Source organism: Rhizobium sp. J15, from assembly GCF_002531825.1.
Taxonomy (GTDB): Bacteria; Pseudomonadota; Alphaproteobacteria; order Rhizobiales; family Rhizobiaceae; genus Rhizobium.
The window spans coordinates 1-22,017 of record NZ_NWSX01000021.1 but is presented as its reverse complement, the minus strand read 5'-3'; the positions used below and the strand labels follow the sequence as shown (position 1 = coordinate 22,017).

The following is a 22,017-nucleotide window of genomic DNA, read 5'->3' as shown; positions in this document are numbered from 1 at the left end:
TAAGACAGGGAGAGCGCATGCTGACGAAATCGACGCATGGCCTGAAGGATGTGGCGGAAGGGCTGCTGCGTCCGCTGAGCCAGACGGAGCTGAAGCTGGCGCTGGCCGACCTTCAGGAGGCCGGTAAAAGCGAGCCGTCGGTGGCCGCGATGCTGAAGACGGAGGGGCCGCTGCGTGACTTCATCGCGGCCGTGCTGACCCTGTCGCCCTATCTGCGCGAAATCGTCAATCTCGATCCCGCCGTGCTGGCGGGCGCCGTCAGCGAGCCGCTGGAGCCGCAGATCGAGGCGTTGGTGGCCGAGGCGCGCGGCTGCTGGCAGCCGGACGGCGAGGGAGCCGCACCCACCGAATCCGCGGTGATGAGCAGGCTGCGCATCATCAAGCGCAAGGTGGCCTTCCTCGTGGCGCTCGCAGATCTCTCACGCATCTTCGACGGCCGGGTGACGACTGCCTGGCTGAGCAGGCTTGCCGAGGCTTCGGTCGCTGCCGCGATCGACCATCTGCTGCTCTCCGCGCATGAGGGCGGAAAGCTAAAGCTGCGGGATCCGGTGAAGCCGAGCGAGGGCTCGGGGCTGATCGCGCTCGGCATGGGCAAGCTCGGCGCGTCGGAACTCAATTATTCCTCCGATATCGACCTCGTCGTCTTCTTCGACGAACAGGCCGGCATCGTGCCCGACCCGGATGATGCGATCGAGATCTTTCCCCGGATGATGCGCCGGCTGGTGCGCATCCTGCAGGAGCGGACGGCGGACGGCTACGTCTTCCGCACCGATCTCCGGCTACGTCCCGACCCCGGTTCGACGCCGCTCGCGATCCCCGTCGATGCGGCGATGATCTATTATGAGGGCAGGGGCCAGAATTGGGAGCGGGCAGCCTTCATCAAGGCGCGCGCGGTGGCCGGCGACCTCGCGGCGGGCGGCGAATTTCTGCGCGGGCTCGCCCCCTTCGTCTTCCGCAAATATCTCGACTATGCGGCGATTGCCGATATCCATTCGATCAAGCGGCAGATCCATGCGCATAAGGGCCACGGCGCGATCGCGGTGAAGGGCCATAACGTCAAGCTCGGCCGCGGCGGCATCCGAGAGATCGAATTCTTCGTTCAGACTCAGCAGCTGATCGCCGGTGGCCGCATGCCGGCGCTGCGCGGCAGGGGAACGGAAGAAACGCTCGGCGAACTCACCAAAGCGAAATGGATCGACGCGGAAACCCGTGACGAACTGACGGAGGCCTACTGGTTCCTGCGCGATGTCGAGCACCGCATCCAGATGGTGCGCGACGAGCAGACCCACCTGCTGCCGGAAACGGATGCCGATCTGAAGCGCATCGCCTTCATGATGGGCTTCACCGATACGCCGAGCTTCGCCGAGCGGCTAGTCGGCGTATTGAAGACGGTGGAGCGGCGCTACGCCCAGCTCTTCGAACAGGAGAGCAAGCTTTCCGCCGAGACCGGAAATCTCGTCTTCACCGGCCAGGGCGACGATCCGGATACGCTGGTGACCCTGAAGAAGCTCGGCTTCGACAGGCCCTCCGACATTTCCCGCATCATCCGCACCTGGCATTACGGCCGCTATCGCGCCACGCAATCCGTGGAGGCGCGCGAAAGGCTGACGGAGCTCGCGCCGGAACTCCTGCGCGTCTTCGGCGAAAGCAAGCGCGCCGACGAGGCGCTGTTGCGTTTCGACAGTTTCATCTCAGGCCTGCCCTCCGGCATCCAGCTCTTCTCTCTGCTCGGCAGCAATCCGGCGCTCCTGTCGCTGATCGTCAACATCATGTCCTCGGCGCCGCGGTTGGCCGAGGTAATTGCCGCCAAGCCGCATGTCTTCGACGGCATGCTCGACCCTGGTCTGATGGCCGAACTGCCGACGCGCGATTATCTCGGCGAGCGGCTGAAAGGTTCGCTCGTCCAGGCGCGCCACTATGAGGAAGTGCTCGACCGGCTGCGCATCTTCGCCGCCGAGCAGCGTTTCCTGATCGGCATCCGCCTGCTGACCGGCGCGATCAACGGCGCGATGGCCGCCCGCGCCTTCACCCACCTGGCAGACCTCATCATCGCGGCGGCACTCGATGCCGTGGTCAGCGAAATGCGGACCGCGCACGGCGATTATCCGGGCGGGCGCATCGCCATTGCGGGCATGGGCAAGCTCGGCAGCTTCGAGCTGACGGCGGGTTCCGATATCGATCTGATTCTGCTCTACGATTATGACGGCACCGCCTCGGAATCCGATGGGCCGAAGCCGCTCGATGCGACGCGCTACTTCACTCGCATCACCCAGAGGCTGATCGCCGCCCTGTCGGCGCCGACCGCCGAAGGTGTGCTCTACGAGGTCGACATGCGGCTGCGCCCTTCCGGCAACAAAGGCCCGGTCGCCACCCGCATCAATGCCTTCGGCAAATATCAGCGCGAGGAGGCATGGACCTGGGAGCATATGGCGCTCAGCCGCGCCCGGCTGATCTCAGGCGATGAGAGCCTGATCGCCGAGGCGGAGCATATCGTCCGGGAGGTGCTGACGGCTGATCGCGACATCGCCAAGGTGACGCATGACGTGGCCGAGATGCGCGACTTGATCGACAAGGAAAAACCGCCGGCAGGCCCTTGGGACCTGAAGCTGATGCCCGGAGGCGTCATCGATCTCGAATTCATCGCGCAATATCTGGCGTTGATCGCACCGACGCGGGGCGTCGGCATTGCCGTAAATGGCATGAGCACCGGCGAGGCCCTGAAGGCGCTCGGCGACGGGCTGATGCCGGCGGCCGATCTCGACATCTGCCTCGAGGCCTTCGCGCTCTACACCAGCCTGTCGCAGCTGATCCGCCTCTGCATCGACGGCCTGTTCGACCCGAATGACGCGCCGGCCGGCCTCATCGATCTCGTCTGCCGCGCCGGCGACTGCCCCGACATCAGGACGCTGGAGGGGGAGGTGAAGCGGCTTTCGAAAGCGGTCAGGAAGATATTCTCGACGACGGTGAAAGCTTAAACATCATCGGGAATACGCAGCGAGATCACCGTGCCCACAGCTTCGCGGGAGCGGATCTTCATGCGCCCGCCATGCAGCGAGGTCAGCGAGCGGGAGATGGCGAGCCCGAGGCCGGAGCCGCCTTTGCTCTTGGCGTACTGGCTCTGCACCTGTTCGAAGGGCTGGCCGATCTTGGAGAGCGCCGAGCGCGGAATGCCGATGCCGGTGTCGGCGATGGTGACGAGGACGGCGCCGTCGATGCGGCGCGTGCGCACTGCGATGCGGCCGCCATTGTCGGTGAACTTCACCGCATTGGAAAGCAGGTTGAGAAGCACCTGTTTCATCGCCCGGCGATCGGCCATCAAAGTCAGGCCGGATGAGATGCGCTGGTCGATGACGATGTTCTTTTCGGCGGCCGGAATGGCGGTGAAGCGCAGGCTTTCCTCGATCAGCGGCACGAGATCGATCCGCTCGCGGTGCAGCTTGAGGTGACCGGCTTCGATCTTCGACATGTCGAGAATGTCGCTGATGACGTTGAGCAGATGTTTGCCGCTGTCATGGATATCACGGGCATATTCGTCGTATTTCGCCGAACCGAGCGGCCCGAACATCTGGTTCTGCAGGATTTCGGAGAAGCCGAGGATGGCGTTGAGCGGCGTGCGCAGCTCATGCGACATGTTGGCGAGGAATTCCGATTTCGCCTTGTTGGCCGCCTCGGCGCGTTCCTTCTCCGCCTGGTAATTGGCGTTCGCCGTCGAAAGCTCGGATTTCTGGATCTCCAGCGTCTGGCGCGAGGCGGAAAGATCTCCGATCGTCGCCATCAGCCGGCGTTCGGATTCTCGCAGCCGCTCCTGATGGCGTTTCATCAGCGTGATGTCGGTGCCGACCGAGACCCTGCCGCCGTCGCGGGTGCGCCGTTCGTTGATCTGCAGCCAGCGCTCGTCGGCGAGCTGTACTTCCGTCGTGCGCGAATAGCCGGAACCATCGGCATCGGCGATCCGCCGCTCGATGACGGGGCGGGCGGCGGCGGCATTGACGGTCGAGCGCTCGGTGCCGGGCACCAGCACGCTGTCCGGCAGGCCGTAGGCCTGCTGGAAATGCGTGTTGCACATGACCAGCCGGTCGTTCTTGTCCCAGAGCACGAAGGCCTCAGAGGTGCATTCGATGGCATCGGCGAGCCGCTGGTCGGCTTCCGCATAGCGCTGGGCGAGCCGATGCTGCTCGGTCACGTCCATGGCGATGCCGATCAGGTGCATGCGACCGGAATTGCTGCGGATCACCTGGGCGCGGGCGCGCATCCAGACATAGTGGCCGCCGGCATGGCGCATGCGGAAGATCTGATCGACTTGGCCGGAGTGGCCGTTGGCGATGGCGCGTGCGATCTCGTAGAGCCCGCCGTCATCGGGGTGCATCAGCCTTGCGGCTTCGCCGAAGCCCATCGTCTTGTCAGAGCCCGGCAGGCCGAGCATGTCGTACATCGAGCGAGACCAGAAGAATTCGCGGTTCTCGAAATCGAAATCCCAAAGGCCGCAGCGGCCGCGCGACAGCGCCGTCTCGACGCGCAAGTTCGATTCCAGGAAGATGTCGTCGGCGTCACGGGCGCGCTTCACCTGCGTGTAATAGGCATAGAGGATGACGAGCAGGATCGAGGAAATGCCGGCAAACAGCGTCACATTGAGCGCCAACTCCTCGCGCCAGAGCCGGCCGACCTCCTCGAGCGAGGTGGCGGCGACGATATAGCCGCCGGCATTGCCCACCAGCGTGATCTCTGCATAGTGCGGCACGCCGCCGATCGTCGTTTCGATGACGCCGGCCCGATCGCCGAAACGGCGGATCGCCGAAACCTCCGGGAAGAAATCGCCGACATTGTTGCCGACATGCGGGAGCCCGGCGGTCGTCGCGGCAAAAACCTTGCCGCTTGCCTGCACGAGCAGCACAAAAGCGCCGTTGTCCAGCCGGTCCTGAGGCAGGTATTTGGCGAGGCGGGCCTGCGCCTTGCCGATATCGCCGCTGTCGAAAATCTCGGCCGCATCGTCGAACACGGCAGCGGCGGTCGCCGCCGACAGTGCCGTGGCATGGCGAGCCGAGGATTCCAGGCGCGCATATTCGCTCATCATGCCGAAGAAATGCGAAGCGGCGACGACGGAGAGGAAGGCGACGATCAGAGCCGGAATGGCGCGCTTCAAGGCAAGCTCGGCCTTCGGCAGGTGACGAAGAAGCGGTTCCGATTTTGCCTGACCGGAAAGGCTGTCGCGCCAGGCTTTCAGCCCGCCAAAATCGACACGCAGCCGTCCTCCGGCCACGGTTGCCCGCCGCACGTCCATCATCTCTTCGCCTTGTCCCTCATGTGATTCGCGCGCCGCTCGCTCGAACCTGACCTAGAGAATCATGGGTGATTCGCCTTGTCCAGAGGCAAAGGTAAAAATCCGTTAACTATTTATATTTTCGTGTTTTTCGCGTGATTCGAATCACTGGTCGACCAGCCGCCGCATTTGGGCATTGCGGCTGGCCGAATGAAATTACCCTTTAAGCGTGCGTTCGACGATATCACGCACGTCGGTCGAAAGGGCAGGAGCCCGCTCGATCTCGGCGAGTGCGGCGCGCGCATGATCGGCGCGCACCGGTTCCAGCGCGCGCCAGGAGCGCATCGAGGTGAGAATGCGTGCGGCAAGCTGCGGGTTGCGCCCGTCGATATCGAGAATCTGGCCGGCCAGGAAACGGTAGCCTTCGCCGTCGGCACGGCCGAAACCGGTCGGATTGGCAAAGGCGAAGGTGCCGACCAGCGAACGCATCCGATTTGGGTTGGTCCGCTTGAAAAGCGGATTGTCCATGAGGGCGCGGACCCGCTCCAGGGTTTTCGCACCCGGAATCCCGGCCTGGATCGCAAACCATTTGTCGATGACGAGCGCATTCTCCGCAAAACGCTCACGGAAAGCGGCCAGCGCCTCGTTCGTCTCCGCGCTGTCGGGGAAACGATGGGCGAGGATCGTCAGCGCATGGCTGAGATCGGTCATGTTGTCGGCCGCATCGAAAGCGGCCTTGGCGCGGGCTGGCGTCTGTTCTGCATAGGAGAGGTAGGTCAGCGCGCTGTTGCGAAGGGCGCGCAGGCCGGCGCTCTTGGCGTCCGGGCTGAAGCCGCCGGATGCCGTCGTCGCTGTATGGAGTGCGGCAAAGACGTCCTTTCCGGCATCGGCGATCTGTTTCAGGATCGCCTGCCGGCCGGCATGGATGGCGTCGGGATCGTTGTTGCCGCCGAGTTCGCGGGCGATGTCGGATTCGCTCGGCAGCGCCAGCGCCTGGGCCCGGAAGGCAGGCTCGAGGCTCTCGTCGGCGGCGGCCGCGATCAATGTCTCGACGAAGGTCGCCTCGCAGACGACAGGCTTGCCCTCGCGGGCGTCGCGGGCTGCCTTCAGGAGGTTCGGCAGCGCCAGATCGGTTAGGGCCTGCCAGCGGGCGAAATGATCCGTCTCATGGCGGGCGAGATGCGCCAGATCGGCCGGGCTCTGGTCGAAATGGAGATTGATCGGCGCCGAGAAGCTGCGGTTGATCGAAACGACCGGCCGTGAGCCGATGCCGTGGAACACCACCGTCTGCGTGCGGCCGGTCAGGTGCAGCACGTCCCCGGCATATTCGGCGCCCTCAACGGAAGCCGGCTCGATCTTGCCGCCGTTTTCGCCGAAGAACGCAAGGCTCAGCGGAATATGCATCGGCTCCTTGCTCGCCTGGCCGGGGGTGGCGGGCGTCATCTGCTCGAGCGACAGAGTGAAGCTGCCTGCGGCCGCATCATAGCTGCCCGATGCGGTGACGAGCGGGGTGCCGGCCTGGTGATACCAGAGCGAGAATTGTTTCAGGTCGCGGCCGCTTGAATCCTCGAAGCATTTGACGAAATCCTCGATCGTCACGGCCTGGCCGTCGTGACGGTCGAAATAGAGATCCATGCCCTTCTTGAAGCTATCCTTACCGAGCAGCGTCGCGATCATCCGCGTGACTTCGCTGCCCTTCTCGTAGACGGTCGTCGTGTAGAAATTGTTGATTTCGCGGTACTTCGTCGGCCGCACCGGGTGGGCGAGCGGACCGCTGTCTTCGGGAAACTGCTCCGATTTCAGATGCCGCACCTCGGCGATGCGCTTGACCGGACGCGAGCGCTGGTCGGAGGAGAACTCGTGGTCGCGGTAAACCGTCAGGCCTTCCTTGAGGCACAGCTGGAACCAGTCGCGGCAAGTGATGCGGTTGCCGGTCCAGTTGTGGAAATATTCATGCGCGATGATCGCCTCGATATTGGCATAGTCGGCGTCGGTCGCGGTCTCGGGATCGGCAAGGACGTATTTATCGTTGAAGATATTGAGGCCCTTGTTCTCCATTGCGCCCATGTTGAAGTCGGAGACGGCGACGATCATGAAGATGTCGAGATCGTATTCGCGCCCGAACCGCTCTTCGTCCCACTTCATCGAGCGTTTCAGCGCGTCCATGGCATAGGCCGCGCGCGGCTCCTTACCGTGCTCGACATAGATCTTCAGAACCACCTCGCGGCCGGACATGGTCGTGAACGTGTCTTCGACGACGCCGAGATCGCCGGCGACAAGGGCGAAAAGATAGCTCGGCTTCGGATGCGGATCGAACCAGGCGGCGAAATGCTTGCCGGGGCCGTAGCCGGCGCCGCCGAGGAAGTTGCCGTTCGACAGGAGCAGCGGGTTGGCGTCCTTGTCGGCGATGATGTTGACCGTGAACGGCGCAAGCACATCGGGACGGTCAGGGAAATAGGTAATGCGGCGGAAGCCCTCCGCCTCGCACTGCGTGCAGTAGATGCCGCCGGTGCGGTAGAGGCCCATCAGCTGCGTATTGGCCTCGGGGTTGATGATCGTGGTGATCGTCAGCTCGAAGGGGGCGCTTTCCGGCAGATCGCGCACGGTCAGGCTTTCCGGTGTCGCGTCGTAGCGTGAAGGGTCCAGCTCCACCTGGTCGAACAGCAGCCCCGACAGCGTCAGCTCATCGCCGTCGAGAACGATCGGCGCGGTGGGATCGGCGCCGGGGCGCCGGTGAAAGATGAGACGTGCCTCGACCTTCGTCTCCGTCGGGTCGAGTTCGAAAGTCAGGTCCACGCGTTCCAGCACGAAGTCGGTGGGACGGTAATCTGCCAGATGAATGACCTGGCCGGTATCTGTTCGCATGGTGTTTCCTGAAGACCGTTATTGGACACTGCGGAATACAGAGGCGGGCGCACTCTGCCATAAATTTGCCGGGCATGATTACATTAAAGTCTGAACTAAAGTTAAAGCAAATTGCCCGCGAACACGAAGTTCGCGGGCAAAATATCTTATTTCGAGCTGATGAAGGCAGCGGCCGGAAGAAGGGCCGCTATTTCAGATTGAGCGCCGCCTTGATCTCCGCGTCGCTTTCCGTCCGCTGCACGACCACGCCGTACCAACCGAGCCCGTCGTAATCCTCGTAGCCGAGAGTGCGCGCGAAGGCGACGATGGAGCCGTTATTGTCATAGTAGCTGCCTTTTGCCTGGCCCGAGGGATTGGCGAGCGCAAAATGGGAAAAGAGCAGGGCGGGATTGGTGGTGGCGATCACCCGGCTCTTGCCGTCGAGCAGCATGACGGTGGTCTTTTCCGCCAGCTGCGGCGGCAGATTGGCTTCCTTCTCGACGATCGCCTGGCCCTGATTCTGCCAGTCGAAATAAACGCCGAGCGTGCCGATCAGCTTTCCGTTCAGTTTGCCGCCTTCGCGGATGCCTGTGGCATAGACGAGCGCATGCCTGTTGTTATGCAGCGGGCTGGATTTGACCTCGTCGACGATATAGGCGTCGCCGGAGGCGCAGGCCGATGCGGCGCGGAACCACGGATCGCCGCCAAGGCCCGTCCCGGCGATCTTGCGCTGGAAATCGGGATTTGCCGATGCGATCACCTTGCCCGAGAGGTCGGTCATCACGAGATCGAGATAGACGGTGTAAAAGCGGTTAATGGCGCCGAGACGCTCTGCTGCAAACGCAACTGTGTCTCGGCCGGGCTCCTGCAGCGCCTGCCAGAGCGCCGGGTCCGTCGCCCACCAGCGCACGTCGGCGGTGCGCTCGAAGAGATTGCGGACGATGAGCTGCACCAGCGTCTGGGCGAGATCGGTGAGGCGAACACCCTCCATCTCCTCGACCAGGGAATCGGCCATGGCGCGGCTGAGGCCGATGCGGCCGAGCACGTTGCTCTCGAACCTGCCGGTGATGTCGGTGGCGATCTGCGCCAGCCGCTGCACTTCGTTGGCAACGACCGCAAAGCCCTTTCCGGTCTCGCCGGCTCTTGCCGCTTCGATCAGCGCGTTGATCGCCAGCAGTTTGATCTGCTTGACGATATGGGTGTTGTCGGCGCTGAACCGCTCGAGATCGATGCTGATGCCGTCGGTGACGATGCGCATGGAGCGCGGCGTCGCGTTCTGCGACTGGGCAATGGTTTCTGCGCTGAGCGGCTTCATCAGATGATCCTGGAAGGTCGGGCAATCGATTGGCGGTGAAGAAAATTTCTACATAAGCGTGGAAAAACGATGCTTGGCTATGGTTTTCAATTGGTTAATGAGCAGCGTCGAGTGGTGAACATTTTAGGGCGAATGGCTCAAGGGAAGGAAAATTTTACGCGATACGAGCAGTCGAGCCTGTCACCGGAGGCAATTTTAAGATTCTCCCTCGTGGCCTGCGGTTTTTTCGCCCATTAGGATTTTCTTTCGTTACGATGGAAGGCGTCATCCGCTGCGTTCCCGAGTCGAACGCGTCTCCCCATTCTGTTCCAGTCAGCATCAAGAGCCAGGATCATGCACTCGGTTCTCAGAAACCCGATGAGAGGCATTGCGCTGAAAGTCTCGTCGGTCGTGGTCTTCCTGGCCATGCAGACCTTCATCAAGCTGGCCGGATCGGACATTCCGCCGGGTCAGGTCACCTTCTGCCGGTCCTTTTTCGCGCTCTTTCCGATCATGGCCTATCTTGCCTATATCGGGCAGCTGCGCGCCGCCTTCTATACCGCCAATCCGATCGGCCATCTGAAGCGGGGCACGATAGGCATCCTGTCGATGGCTTTCGGCTTTTACGGTCTCCTGCATCTGCCGCTGCCGGAAGCGATCGCGCTCGGTTACGCCTTGCCGCTCGTCGCCGTCATCTTCGCCGCGGTTTTTCTCGGCGAGACCGTGCGCGTCTATCGCTGGAGCGCCGTCCTGATCGGCATCGTCGGCGTCGCCATCGTCTCCTGGCCGAAACTTACCCTGTTTCGTGACGGCGGCATGGAGGCCGAACAGGCTGTCGGCGCGCTCGCGGTACTGCTCTCGGCCGTTCTCGGCGGCATGGCGATGATCCAGGTGCGCCGCCTCGTCGAAGAGGAAAAGACGGCGACGATTGTGCTTTATTTCTCGCTCACCGCATCGGTTTTTTCGCTCGCCTCCCTGCCTTTCGGCTGGCTCGTCCTGCCTTGGCCGTCGGCGCTTTATCTGATCGTCGCCGGCTTTTGCGGCGGCGTGGCGCAGATCCTGCTGACGGAAAGCTATCGCCATGCCGATGTCTCCACCGTCGCGCCGTTCGAATATACCTCGATCCTGCTCGGCAGCATCGTCGCCTATTTCGTCTTCGGCGACGTGCCGAGCATCACCATGCTGATCGGCACAGCCATCATCATCGCCGCCGGCATCTTCATCATCTACCGCGAGCATCAGCTGGGCATCGAGCAAAGGGAGGCGCACAAGGCCTCGACGCCGCAAGCCTGACCGGCCTGTAAGCTTATGATATGGAAGATTTTCAACGCAGAGATTGCTATGGCTTGAAAGCCGCGCGCAAGGGACGAAAACACTGGTGAATTCTAGTGATACCGCTTGCCCGCAGAATATGATTTTTGAACATGAGCGGATATCATTTATTCGAAGCTGTGCATGTCTGAATGGCCGTTGATGCCGGAGAAGCTTTCGGTACCACTGCTCCGAACGCTGGCCTGCGAGCGGAGGTGGAGAAAAGCATAATGGCGTTCACGGCGGAGCAATTGGTTGGGAACCCTTCCTTTCTGATGAGCATCCGCTTTCTTGCCGGGCAGTTGCGCGGCATGTTCGATGCCGGCCCGCGGCTGGCGCGCTTGCTCGCCTCCCAGCAGCGCTGGCTTCTGACCCAGACCGCCTTTGCCCTCAACCTGGAATATGATCCGAGCGATCCGACATCGGGCTTGACCGCCGTGCGGCTGACGGGGCGCATCACCGCATACAAGGTCGCGAGCCGAAACACCGTGCTCGCCTTCATCGAAGAACTCTATACCTACCGCTTCATCACCCACACGCCTGGCGACGAGCGGCGGCGGCCGCGCCATTTCGAACCGGCCGAAGTCAGCCATCAGGCGATGTTTGCCTGGATTCACGCCAATCTCGCTGCGCTCGACCTGCTCGATGGCGGTGAAAGGGCCGCTATTTTCCAGGCAAATCCGTCCCTGATGCGGCTCATCCAGCCGCGTATCGCCTGCCATTGCCTGGAAGATGCCGCCTGGCGCGAACCGCCGGAGCAGGTGGCGCTGTTCCTCTGGACGGAAGCCGGCGGCCTCGTCGTCGACCACCTCATGTCCCGCATGGATATCGAAAACGCCGAGCCCGACAGGTTCCCCGTCGGCCGCGTCGAAACCCGCGCGCTCGCCGCCGATTTCATGATGTCGCGCACCCATCTGCAGCGCTTGCTGGCAAAGGCGGCGCAGCGCGGCTGCCTCGGCTGGCACGACGAAACGCGCAAGACGCATCTTTGGGTATCGCGGGATTTCGTCGAGCAATATCGCGCCTGGCAGGCGGTCAAATTCGCCTATGTCGACGAAGCCTTCGAGTGGGCTGCCGCATCGCTCGGGAAACCGGAATCGATATCAGGAACGCACGATGCCAGGGCTTAGCGTAAGCCAGATCGATGGGATGGCTGTCTGATCAGAGAACGATGGCCGCGACGCTTGCGCCGGCATCGGCCGGCTTGACCGAAAGCTCGCGCTCATATTCCCGCGCTGCACAAACCGCGACGCGGATATGCTCGAAAGTCTCGATGTTGCGCAGGAGCGATATCAGGATCGTCATCTTGTTACTCTTACCGGTAAAAGGCAGGCGAAAACGCCTGCCGCTCAATATTGCTGGAAGTCGGAGAAAATGGCGGTCGGGCGCGCCGTACGGCTGTTGATGCCGGTGCCGCGAGCAATCATCTGTTCGTTCGTGGCAAAGCCGAGACGGCTGTAGCCCTGACTGGAGCGAACTGGATCGCTGGCTAGGCGAAGGGTTTCAAACCCGCAATGGATAGGACGAAATCTCTTGTTCATGGCCTTGGTTCCTGTGATTCCTCCCAAGACACAGGCCTATATTGCAATGCAGCATAGATTCCGCAATGCGTCATGGCGCGATGCAGCCATGCGAAAAACGCATGGATCGATTCATAAATTATTCAATTTCGGCTAATTTCTAAGCAGGGGGAGGGACTTAAGTTTTGCTTGAAAAGCCAGCAGGTCGTTCCAGGCGAGCCTTTTGTTGACGGGCGCGGTCAACAGATCCTGAGGATGCAGGCTGGCGATCGTGGGAATGACGCGGTCGGCGACCGCAATTTCCTTCCAGCGGCCGCGCAACCCGTGGATAGTATCGTTTTCCCCGAAGAAGAAGCGCGCCGAAAAATTGCCGAGCAGCAGGATGACCTGGGGTTCGGCCAGCGCGATCTGCCGCTCGATGAAGGGGCGGCAAATGTCCATTTCGGCTGCCGAGGCCGCGCGGTTGCCCGGCGGGCGCCAGGGAATGACTTGGGTCAGCAAAACGCTCGAGCGGCTGAGCCCGATCGCCGCCAGCATCTTGTCGAACAATTGGCCGGATTTTCCCGAGAAAGGCGTGCCCTCGCGATCGTCTTCGGCGCTCGGCGCCGAACCGATCACCATGATGCCGCTTTCGGCATCGCCATCGGCAAAGATGGTCGAACGGGCGCTATGTTTGAGATTGCAGCCGTTGAAGCCTTCGAGCGCGGTCTTGAGTTCACTGAGCGAGCGCGCGCTTTCGGCAACGAAACGCGCCTGCTGCACCGCCTCGCCATCCGGGATCGCCGGTTGCGGGCCAGAGACCGGGGCCGGACGGACTGCGGCAGTCGGGCGCGGCGATGTCTGACGTTCTCCGACGTTTGACCGCTCCCCGGCCGCGGGACGCTCCTGCTGCGCCGACGCCGGACGGCGCGCGGCCTTCATCGCCTCGAATTCGGCGAAACGGTCGATCGCCTCTTCCTCCAGCAGCCACTCGACGCCGGCATCCGCATGGAAATGCAGAAGCGCTGCGAGCTCGGCGGGGGAAAGGTCGTTGGCGGAGATCATGCGGCAAGTCTAGCGGAGAGAAATGGGCATTGAAAGGGCGGGCGGCAAATTGCCCGCTCCTGCCTGTTCTATTGCACAGTCCATTGCGCGATGTCGTCGCGTTCGCCGATCAGCGCCAGGCCATGAGCGATCGACAGCAGCTCGCCGCCGCTTTCGATCCGGTCGCGTTCGAAGCGCTCGGTGAAGATGCGGCGCACCGCCGGCACGAAGGAGGTACCGCCGGTCAGGAACACCTTGTCGATCTCCGACGCCTTCGTCTCGGTCTTCTCGAGCACCTCGTCGAGCGCGCCTTCGATGCGGGCAAGATCCTCGGCAATCCAGCCCTCGAAGTCGCTGCGCCGGACGCTGCGGTGCCCGCCGCGCCCGAGCGGCGCGAAATCGAAGGGCGCTTCTTCCGATGCCGAAAGCGCCATCTTCGTCGCCGAAACCGCCTGGTAGAGCGGATAGCCCTCGTCGTGGTCGATGAGGTCGATGAAGATTTCGAGCTTTTCCGGCTCCAGGCTGGTGCGCACCAGCTTCTTCAGATCCTCGAATTCGCGTGTGGTCTTGAAGATCGACAGCTGGTTCCAGCGGCCGAAGCTGGAATAATAATTGGACGGCACTTCGAGGATCTTGTCGAAGCTCTTGAAATGGCTTCCCTTTCCGATCAGCGGCGAGACAATGTTGTCGATCATCCTGTAATCGAAATGATCGCCGGCGACACCGACGCCGGAATGGCCGATCGGTGTTGCCGTCAGCCTGCCGGCGATGGTCTCGAAGCGGATCAGCGAATAGTCGGTCGTGCCGCCGCCGAAATCGGCGACCAGGACCGTCGCGTCCTGCTTCAGGTTCTGCGCAAAATAGAAGGCGGCTGCGACCGGCTCGTAGACATAGTGGATTTCGGGAAAGCCGAAACGCGACAGCGCCTCGTTGTAACGTTCGGTCGCGAGCACCGGATCGGGGTTCGCCCCGGCGAAATGTACCGGCCGGCCGGTGACGATGCGGCTGACGTCCGAGGGCCAGCTGTCGCCGGCATAGTTGCGCAGGCGCCTGATGAAAACCTCCATCAGATCCTCGAAATTATGGCGCTTGGCGAAGATCAGCGTGCCCTGGAAGAGCGCGCTCGCCGCAAAGGTCTTGATCGACTGCAGAAACCGGCACTCGCCGGGATTGTCGATGAACTGGCGGATCGCCGCATGGCCCGCCTCCACCTTCAGCGCCGACGCGCCGAGCTGGGCATCCTTCATGAAGGAAAGCGCCGTGCGCATGCTGTCGGCCGTTCCCGCCGTGCTCGTGAACGCCATCGAGCGCGTTGCTCCGCCATCCGCCATGGCGAGAACCGTATTGGTCGTGCCGAAGTCCAAACCCAGCGCCTGAGCCATGCCCGCACCTCTTTCATGCCGATTGTTATTGGAGACGGAGCGTTGCTCCGCGAAAGGGCGTGTCAGCGCCCGGATCAAGGAGGGCGGGTGATGCCACAGAGGCGTGACACATTCAAGAGGATCGAAAGCGGATGTGGTCGCTGGCGCACTTCTTCTCCCGGGCAGGGAAAAGAAGTGCGCCGCAAGGGCTGATGGGTGATGCCGAACTCAGAGGGCCGTCATCATTCGGCAGCCATTGCCCTTGCTTCCGCCACCTCCGGCTCCTCGACCTTCTTGTTGCCGATCAGGCGGCCGAGGAAGTTTCCGAAGCGGTCCATCTCGACGAAGATGACCGGGGTGATGAACAGCGTCAGCAGCTGCGAGACGACGAGGCCACCGACGACGGCAATGCCGAGCGGCTGGCGCAGCTCCGAGCTCGCGCCGGTGCCGAGCGCGATCGGCAGGGCGCCGAGCAGGGCGCAGAAGGTCGTCATCATGATCGGCCGGAAGCGCCGCACGCAGGCCTCATGGATCGCCGCCGTCGCCTTCTCTCCCGTCGTGCGCATGGTCTCCACCGCCACGTCGATCATCATGATCGCGTTCTTCTTGACGATGCCGATCAGCATCAACAGGCCGATGAGCGCGATGATCGACAGATCGAAGCCCATGATCTTCAAGGCCAGCAGCGCACCGAATGCCGCCGCCGGCAGGCCGGAGAGAATCGTGAGCGGATGGATGAAGCTTTCATAGAGCACGCCGAGCACGACATAGATGGTCAAGACCGCCGCCAGGATCAGATAGGGCGTATTGCCCTGCGACTGCTGGAAGATCTCCGCCGTGCCGCCATAGGAAGTGAAGACGTCGGCCGGCATGCCGATGTCCTTCTTGATCTGGTCGATCGCCGCCGTCGCGTCGCTGAGCGAGACGCCCTCCGGCAGGTTGAAGGAGACGGTCGTCGAGACGAGCTGGCCGGTCTGGTTGATGGTGACGGGACCGGTGGTGCGCTGGACATGCGCGAAGTTCGAAAGCGGCACCAGGCTGCCATTGGATGAGGCGACGCGGATTTCCGACAGCTTCTGGTCGTCCCAGGGCTTGCTCGTGTCATATTCGACGATGACGTCGTAGCTGTCGCCGGTCGACTGGATTTCCGCGGCCGCATATCCGCTGAAGGATTCCTGCAGTGTCGTGCGCAGCGTGTCGTTGTCGATCCCGTAGGCGGCCGCCCGCTCGGTATCGATGACGATATTGGCCTGCAGGGCGTTGTTCTGGGCGTCCGAGGTCACGTCGGTGAACAGCCGCTCCTTGCGCATCGCCGCCTGGATCTTGCCGGCCCAGAGGTTGGTCTGGTCGGCGCTCAGCGCCTGGATGACCAGCTGATACTGGCTGGCGGTCTGGCGGCCGCCGAAGCGCAGGCTCTGGTTCGGCGTCACGAAGGCCTGTATGCCCGGGATCTTGTTGATTGCCGTGCGCAGTTCGCGCAGCGTCTGGTCGAGCGGCGGGCGCTCCTTCTTGTCCTTGAGTTCGACGAACATTGAGCCGTTGTTCTGCGGCTTGTTCGGGTTGCCGCCGATCGTCGACATCACGTGGTTGACGGCCGGGTTTGCCTTGACGGCGGCGGCGGCCTGTTTCTGCAGCGCCTCCATGGCGGAATAGGAAATATCCTGCCGGGCCTGGGTGCTGATCGTCAGGCGGCCGATATCCTCCTGCGGGAAGAAGCTCGTCGGCAGCGTCATGAAGAAATAGACCGTCAGCGCCACCGAGCCGAGGAAGACGCCGAGGATCGTGACTCGATGGCGAAGGCACCAGCCGACCGCCCTGTCATAGCCGTTGAGCGTCCGTTCGAAGCCGGCATCGAAAAGGCGGATGAGAAGCGGCGGGCGGCTGTGATTGTTGGACAGGCGCGAGCCGAGCATCGGCGTCACGGTCAGCGAGACGATCGCCGACGAGATGATGGCGATGGCGACCACCATGCCGAATTCATTGAACACGCGGCCGACGACGCCGCCCATCAGGAGGATCGGGATGAAGACTGCGATCAGCGAAACCGACATGGAAATGATGGTGTAGCTGACCTCGCCGGCACCCTTGATCGCCGCTTCCCGCACCGGCATGCCTTCCTCGACATGGCGCAGGATGTTTTCCAGCATGACGATCGCGTCGTCGACCACCAGCCCCACCGCGAGCGTCAGCCCGAGCAGGGAAATGTTGTCGATACTGTAGCCGAGCACATACATCATGCCGAAGGTCGCGATCAGCGACAGCGGAACGGCAAGCCCCGGAATGATCGTTGCGGTCGCATGGCCGGTGAAGAGGTAGATGACGAGGACGACGAGGCCGATGGTCAGCAGCAGCGTGAACTTCACGTCTGCGATAGCCGCGCGGATCGGCTTTGCGGCATCGTTCATGACGACAGTGGTGACCGAGGAGGGGATTTCGGCGTGAAGCTGCGGCAGCTTGGCATTGATCGCGTCGACGACGTCGACCGTGTTGGCGTCCGGCTGGCGCTGGATGGCGAGGATGATGCCGCGCTGGCCGTCATACCAGCTGCCGGTATACTGGTTCTCGACGCTGTCCTGCACATCGGCGACATCGCCGAGATGGATCGGCGCGCCGTTCGGATTGGCGATGACAAGCGAGCGGAACTGGTCGGCATTGGTGCGCTGGGTGTTCGCGGTGATGGTCATGCTCTGCGAATTGTTCTGCAGCGTTCCCACAGGCTGCTGGCTGTTGGCCGCAGCCAGCGCCTTGTTGACGGTATCGATGCCGATGCCGCGGGTCAAAAGCTTGTTCGGATCGACCTCGACGCGCACGGCATAGGTCTGCGCGCCGTAAACGCTGACCTGGGCAACGCCGGGCAGCGTTGAAAGCGACGGCGAGATGATGTCTTCGGCGATCTCGTCGAGCTTGCTGCGGGGCATGGTGTTGCTTTGCACGGAGAGCAGCATGACAGGCGCATCGGCCGGGTTCGTCTTGCGGTAGCTCGGCGGCGTCGTCAGGTTGTCGGGCAGCTGCCGGGTCGCATGCGAGATCGCGGCCTGCACGTCGGCCGCTGCCGCGTCGATATCGCGGTTGAGGTCGAACTGCAGCACGATGCTGGTGCTGCCGAGCGAGCTTGAGGCGCTGATCTCACTGATCCCGGGAATGGTCTCGAACTGCTTGATCAGCGGCGTGGCGACCGAGGTCGCCATGGTCTGCGGCGAGGCGCCGCTCAGCTGCGCCGAAACGTTGATGGTGGGAAAATCGACCTGCGGCAGGGCTGCGACCGGCACGAGCTGATAACCGGCAAGGCCGGCCAGAATGACGCCGATGGCAAGCAGCGTCGTCGCGACGGGGCGCTGAATGCAGAAATTGGGGATCATTGCTGACCTCCGACCGCGATCGTCTGGGACGGCTGCTGTTGCCTGGGCTCGTCGGCGGATGCGACATCGAGCGTCTTGTCGTCGAACTGCTCCTTGATCGCCTGCTGGTCGCTGAGCTGGCCCTGACCTTCGACGACCACATGGTCGCCTTCCGAAAGGCCCGATTCTATCGCGGTAAAGCCGCCATTGGCCCGGGCGACGGTGACGGGGGTCAGATGCGATTTGCCGTCCTTGGCGACGAAGGCGAAGAAACCGTCCGGGCCGGGGCTGACGGCGACCGTCGGCACGACCACCTGCTGTTCGGCATTGTCGAAATGCACGACGATATTGACCGACTGGCCGGGCCAGAGCGCGCCGGAGGCATTCTCGAATTTCGCCTTGGCGAGGATCGTGCCGGAGGCGGTGTCGACCGTATTGTCGTAGAAGCTGATCTCACCCTTGCGGACCTGCCCCTTGCTGGAGGAGGGAACCGTGCTGACCTCGACCGGGCCGGCTGCGAGCGCGTTCTTCAGCTCACGCAGATAGCGTTCCTGCAGGTGGAATTTCACGTAGATCGGATCGTATTTCGCGATGGTGACGATTGCCGAGCCGGCATTGACGAAAGCACCCTTGCTGATGGCGATGTCGCCGAGCCGGCCGTCGAAGGGCGCGCGAATGTCGGTATTTTCGAGAATGATCTGATCCGAGGCGAGCGTCGCCTTGTCCGCGTCGACCGTGGCGGCGGCGGTGTCGCGGGCGGCTCTCGCCTGATCGAGGCTCTGCTGGGGGCCGGCCTTCTGGTCGAACAGGTCCTGTGCCCGCACCAGCGCCGTCTCGGATTCCGAAAGGGTCGCGGTGTCGCGCACGATCATCGCATTGTCCTTGTCGACGGCGGCCTTGGCCGTCCGGTCGTCCAGCTTGGCGATCAGGTCGCCGGCTTTGACGGTCGCCCCATCCTGGCCGTTGATGCTGACGATCAGGCCCTGCTCCTGCGCCGCGATGGTCGTGTTGTCGTCGGCATCGGCCCATCCGGACGCCGTCACATCGGTCGGCAGTGCCGTTTTCACCGCGGCGACCGTTTTGACGACCGTTGGGCCGCCGCCACCGCGCCGGCGGCCGCCGCCTTGATGTTGCCCGCCATCCGCTCCCTGATCGGCCTGCGCCTGCTCCCCGCCGGTGCCGCCTGCCGGCTGTTTGATCAGCTTCGAGAGGTAAGGCACCTGGGCGGCATAGGGAATAAAATTGCCGAATTGCCAGAGGCCGACGGCGGCAACAGCGATAACGCTGACGGTGATCCAAAATTTCTTCATGGGCGAGACCGGTCTTGGGCAAGGTTGCGAAAATTTATGCCCCGATTGAGCCGCTTCTATTGCGGCGCAAAAAAGACATAATTGCCCGGTCGCGATCACTAAGTGGTTATAAGGGCTTAAATTTTTGTAATGAATATTCCGTAATATTCAAACTATACTAATATAATGCCAGTGTAACCTCACGCGGTTTGACGGGCAAATTCTGACCAGGGATGACGTCGACCTGCAGCTCCGTCCATTGCGCGGCAAGAAGGCGGAAGAAAGAGAAGGTAGGTCGTCATGACCGAGTTGGACGCCAGCGAATTTCGCTCTCTCATCACAAACGTGTTTCCTCATCTCACCGGCGCTGTCTTCAAGCTGGCGGCGAAGGGATGGGATTCGATAGCGGTCGACGTCGATGACACGCTGATCTTCAAATTCCCCCGCGATCTCAGCGCGGAACGGGCGCTTCGCAAGGAAGCTGCCTTGCTCGGCGTCGTGCGGCCGTCGCTGTCGATGGCAGTACCCGACATGCGCATTCACGAAGGGCCGCCGTTCTTCTCCAGCCACACCAAGATCGAAGGCGAACACCTGATCACCGAGGATTACGAAGCGCTCGGGGAGGGCGACCGTCGGCGCCTTGCGGATGATCTCGCGCGGTTTTACGCCGAGCTGCATGTGATCGAGGCCGATCGCATGCATGAGGCCGGTGCCGGGGCGATCCAGCCGTGGCAATCGCCGGAAGCCGTGCGAACCAAGGCCCTGCCGCTGCTGCCGCCTGAGATCAGGCGTTTTGCGCAGAGGGTCGTTTCCGATTTCGAAATCCTGCCGCCCGATCCCTATGGAAATATCTACGGCTTCTTCGACGGCCACGGCTGGAACATGGCCTTCGACCATGGGCAAAAACGGCTCAACGGCATCTACGATTTCGCCGATTCCGGCTTTGGCCCGCTGCACCAGGAGTTCATCTATTCGAACTTCATATCGCCGGATCTGACGGCGCGTATCGTGTCGGCCTATGAAAGCCTGACCGGGCGCAGGCTCGACCGGCGGCGCATTGCCATCCTGACGGGCTTCCATCGCCTGTCCGAGCTCGCCGAGCTTGCCGACGATCCTGCTAACGTCGAACAGATGGTGCGAAGTGCCGCGGCATGGGCCGCCGTCGCGGCCCGCGCGGATTGAGCGTGGCCGTCAGACGGACCGGGCAGCGCCGCCGTCACAGCGGATGAGCGAGCCGGTGATATAGCTCGCCGGCTGGCTGCAAAGGAAGGCGGCGGTTGCGGCGAACTCCTCGACCTTGCCGTAGCGGCCGACCGGGATGCGCGCTTCCTTGTCGGCGCGGATCTCTTCGAGGCTCTTGCCTGTCCGCTTCGCCGCGGCGCCGTCGAGGTCGTCGAGCCTTCCCGTCAGGATGCTGCCCGGCAGGAGCAGGTTTGTGGTGACGCCGAAGCCTGCCACTTCTGATGCAAGCGTCTTGCTCCAGCCGGCAAGGGCCGGGCGCAGCGTATTCGACAGCGCCAGATTGGCGATCGGTTCGATCACGCCCGACGAGGCGACCGTCAGGATGCGGCCCCAGCCCTGCGCCTTCATGCCGGGCAGCAGCGCGTTGGTGAGCGTGATCACGCGGGCGACCATGGAGAGGAAATAGGTCTCGAGCTTTTCGGCCGTCATGTCCTCGGTCGTGCCGGGTGTCGGGCCGCCGGTATTGTTGACGAGGATATCGAGCCCGCCGAATTTTTCCTTCACCGCCGTCGTGACTGTCTCGACGAAGCGCTCGTCGCCGAGATCGGCCCAGATCCAGTCGGCCTTGCCCTTGCCTTCGGCGTTGATCGCCTTGCAATTGGCCTCCAGCTGTTCGCCGCTGCGCCCGCACAGCAGCACGTTTGCGCCCTCCCGCGCCAACGCCGCGGCGATGCCGAGGCCGAGGCCGCGTGAGGAGGCGAGAACGAGCGCGCGTTTGCCTTCGATGCCGAGATCCATGACTTTGTCCTCCGATATCCTAGAGCGATGTATAAGGCGCAAGCGGCGGAAAAGGAAAGGGAGGCTGACGGGCTTGCCGCCGTTTGATAATTGACGTTCACGTAAACGTTATATACTCCTGACGGAGTAGGCCTATCATTGTGCGAATTGGAAGATCGGCTGTCGTATCTCGGCTCGACAATCCGATCTCGTTTTGACAAGAAGTGCTCATGAGGGATGAGGCCGCTTGCGGCCAAGCGGAGACGAATGGATGAGCGAGATGACTGACCTGCCCGAACGCGAGAGCATGGAATTCGACGTCGTGATCGTCGGCGCCGGTCCGGCCGGTCTGGCGGCGGCGATCCGGCTGAAGCAGGTCGATCCGGAACTGTCGGTCGTGGTGCTGGAGAAGGGCGCCGAGGTCGGCGCCCATATCCTCTCAGGCGCCGTCGTCGATCCGATCGGCATCGACCGGCTGCTGCCCGGCTGGCGCGAGGATGTCGATCATCCCTTCAAGACTGAAGTGACGGCCGATCATTTCCTGGTGCTCGGCCCGGCCGGCTCGATCCGCCTGCCGAATGTGCTGATGCCGCCCTTGATGAACAATCACGGCAATTACATCGTCTCGCTCGGAAACGTCTGTCGATGGCTGGCGACCAAAGCGGAGGAACTCGGCGTCGAGATCTATCCGGGCTTTGCCGCCACCGAAGTGCTCTATGACGACAAGGGGGCGGTGATCGGCGTCGCCACCGGCGACATGGGCATCGAGAAGACCGGCGAGCCGGGCCCGAACTACACCCGCGGCATGGAGTTGCGCGGCA

Annotated in this window: 15 protein-coding genes; 5 read left to right on the top strand and 10 right to left on the bottom strand. The window is 62.6% G+C overall.

Annotated features, from left to right (window positions below):
• Positions 1-17: 17 nt before the first annotated feature.
• Positions 18-2,975, top strand: coding sequence for a bifunctional [glutamine synthetase] adenylyltransferase/[glutamine synthetase]-adenylyl-L-tyrosine phosphorylase (locus CO670_RS18690; protein WP_097591616.1), 2,958 nt, complete (start codon positions 18-20; stop codon positions 2,973-2,975).
• Here the strand turns inward: CO670_RS18690 and CO670_RS18685 are convergent.
• From CO670_RS18685 to CO670_RS33655, 3 genes are all read right to left on the bottom strand, one after another.
• A complete protein-coding gene (locus CO670_RS18685; protein WP_097591615.1) occupies positions 2,972-5,281 on the bottom strand; it encodes an ATP-binding protein in 2,310 nt (769 codons plus the stop codon). The two genes, CO670_RS18690 and CO670_RS18685, sit on opposite strands and share 4 nt — an antisense overlap.
• A gap of 192 nt (positions 5,282-5,473) precedes the next feature.
• Positions 5,474-8,122 carry an aminopeptidase N gene (gene pepN / locus CO670_RS18680; RefSeq protein WP_097591614.1) on the bottom strand — a complete coding sequence of 883 codons (2,649 nt, stop codon included), beginning with the start codon at positions 8,120-8,122 and terminating at the stop codon, positions 5,474-5,476.
• A 187-nt stretch (positions 8,123-8,309) separates the two neighbouring features.
• Positions 8,310-9,416 (bottom strand): methyl-accepting chemotaxis protein, encoded by a 1,107-nt coding sequence (locus tag CO670_RS33655; protein WP_097591613.1) that lies wholly within the window; start codon positions 9,414-9,416, stop codon positions 8,310-8,312.
• Positions 9,417-9,749: 333 nt separating this feature from the next.
• Here CO670_RS33655 and CO670_RS18665 point away from each other — a divergent pair, with 333 nt between their 5' ends.
• Together CO670_RS18665 and CO670_RS18660 are read left to right on the top strand one after the other, a co-directional pair.
• Positions 9,750-10,688 carry a DMT family transporter gene (locus tag CO670_RS18665; protein WP_097591612.1) on the top strand — a complete coding sequence of 313 codons (939 nt, stop codon included), beginning with the start codon at positions 9,750-9,752 and terminating at the stop codon, positions 10,686-10,688.
• A gap of 248 nt (positions 10,689-10,936) precedes the next feature.
• Positions 10,937-11,836, top strand: a complete 900-nt coding sequence (locus CO670_RS18660; protein ID WP_097591611.1) for a hypothetical protein — start codon at positions 10,937-10,939, stop codon at positions 11,834-11,836.
• 31 nt (positions 11,837-11,867) lie between these two features.
• Here CO670_RS18660 and CO670_RS33020 read toward each other — a convergent pair whose 3' ends face one another.
• The 6 genes from CO670_RS33020 to CO670_RS18635 form a co-directional block, all read right to left on the bottom strand.
• Positions 11,868-12,011 (bottom strand): hypothetical protein, encoded by a 144-nt coding sequence (locus tag CO670_RS33020; protein WP_176538976.1) that lies wholly within the window; start codon positions 12,009-12,011, stop codon positions 11,868-11,870.
• A gap of 44 nt (positions 12,012-12,055) precedes the next feature.
• Positions 12,056-12,247, bottom strand: coding sequence for a hypothetical protein (locus CO670_RS18655; protein WP_097591610.1), 192 nt, complete (start codon positions 12,245-12,247; stop codon positions 12,056-12,058).
• 132 nt (positions 12,248-12,379) lie between these two features.
• Positions 12,380-13,270, bottom strand: a complete 891-nt coding sequence (locus tag CO670_RS18650; RefSeq protein WP_097591609.1) for a uracil-DNA glycosylase — start codon at positions 13,268-13,270, stop codon at positions 12,380-12,382.
• 68 nt (positions 13,271-13,338) lie between these two features.
• Positions 13,339-14,631 carry an Hsp70 family protein gene (locus tag CO670_RS18645; protein ID WP_097591608.1) on the bottom strand — a complete coding sequence of 431 codons (1,293 nt, stop codon included), beginning with the start codon at positions 14,629-14,631 and terminating at the stop codon, positions 13,339-13,341.
• Positions 14,632-14,852: 221 nt separating this feature from the next.
• Positions 14,853-17,969 (bottom strand): efflux RND transporter permease subunit, encoded by a 3,117-nt coding sequence (locus CO670_RS18640; RefSeq protein ID WP_097591607.1) that lies wholly within the window; start codon positions 17,967-17,969, stop codon positions 14,853-14,855.
• On the bottom strand, positions 17,966-19,258 hold the full coding sequence (locus CO670_RS18635; protein WP_097591606.1) for an efflux RND transporter periplasmic adaptor subunit: 1,293 nt from the start codon (positions 19,256-19,258) through the stop codon (positions 17,966-17,968). The genes CO670_RS18640 and CO670_RS18635 overlap by 4 nt, the downstream gene beginning before the upstream one ends.
• Before the next feature lie 279 nt (positions 19,259-19,537).
• On the opposite strand from CO670_RS18635, the gene CO670_RS18630 reads away from it, so the two are divergent.
• Positions 19,538-20,419 (top strand): aminoglycoside phosphotransferase family protein, encoded by an 882-nt coding sequence (locus tag CO670_RS18630; protein WP_097591605.1) that lies wholly within the window; start codon positions 19,538-19,540, stop codon positions 20,417-20,419.
• A 9-nt stretch (positions 20,420-20,428) separates the two neighbouring features.
• Here CO670_RS18630 and CO670_RS18625 read toward each other — a convergent pair whose 3' ends face one another.
• Positions 20,429-21,217, bottom strand: coding sequence for an SDR family oxidoreductase (locus tag CO670_RS18625; protein WP_097591604.1), 789 nt, complete (start codon positions 21,215-21,217; stop codon positions 20,429-20,431).
• 250 nt (positions 21,218-21,467) lie between these two features.
• On the opposite strand from CO670_RS18625, the gene CO670_RS18620 reads away from it, so the two are divergent.
• Positions 21,468-22,017 (top strand): NAD(P)/FAD-dependent oxidoreductase (locus CO670_RS18620; protein WP_141502340.1); only part of this gene is annotated, 550 nt, incomplete at its 3' end.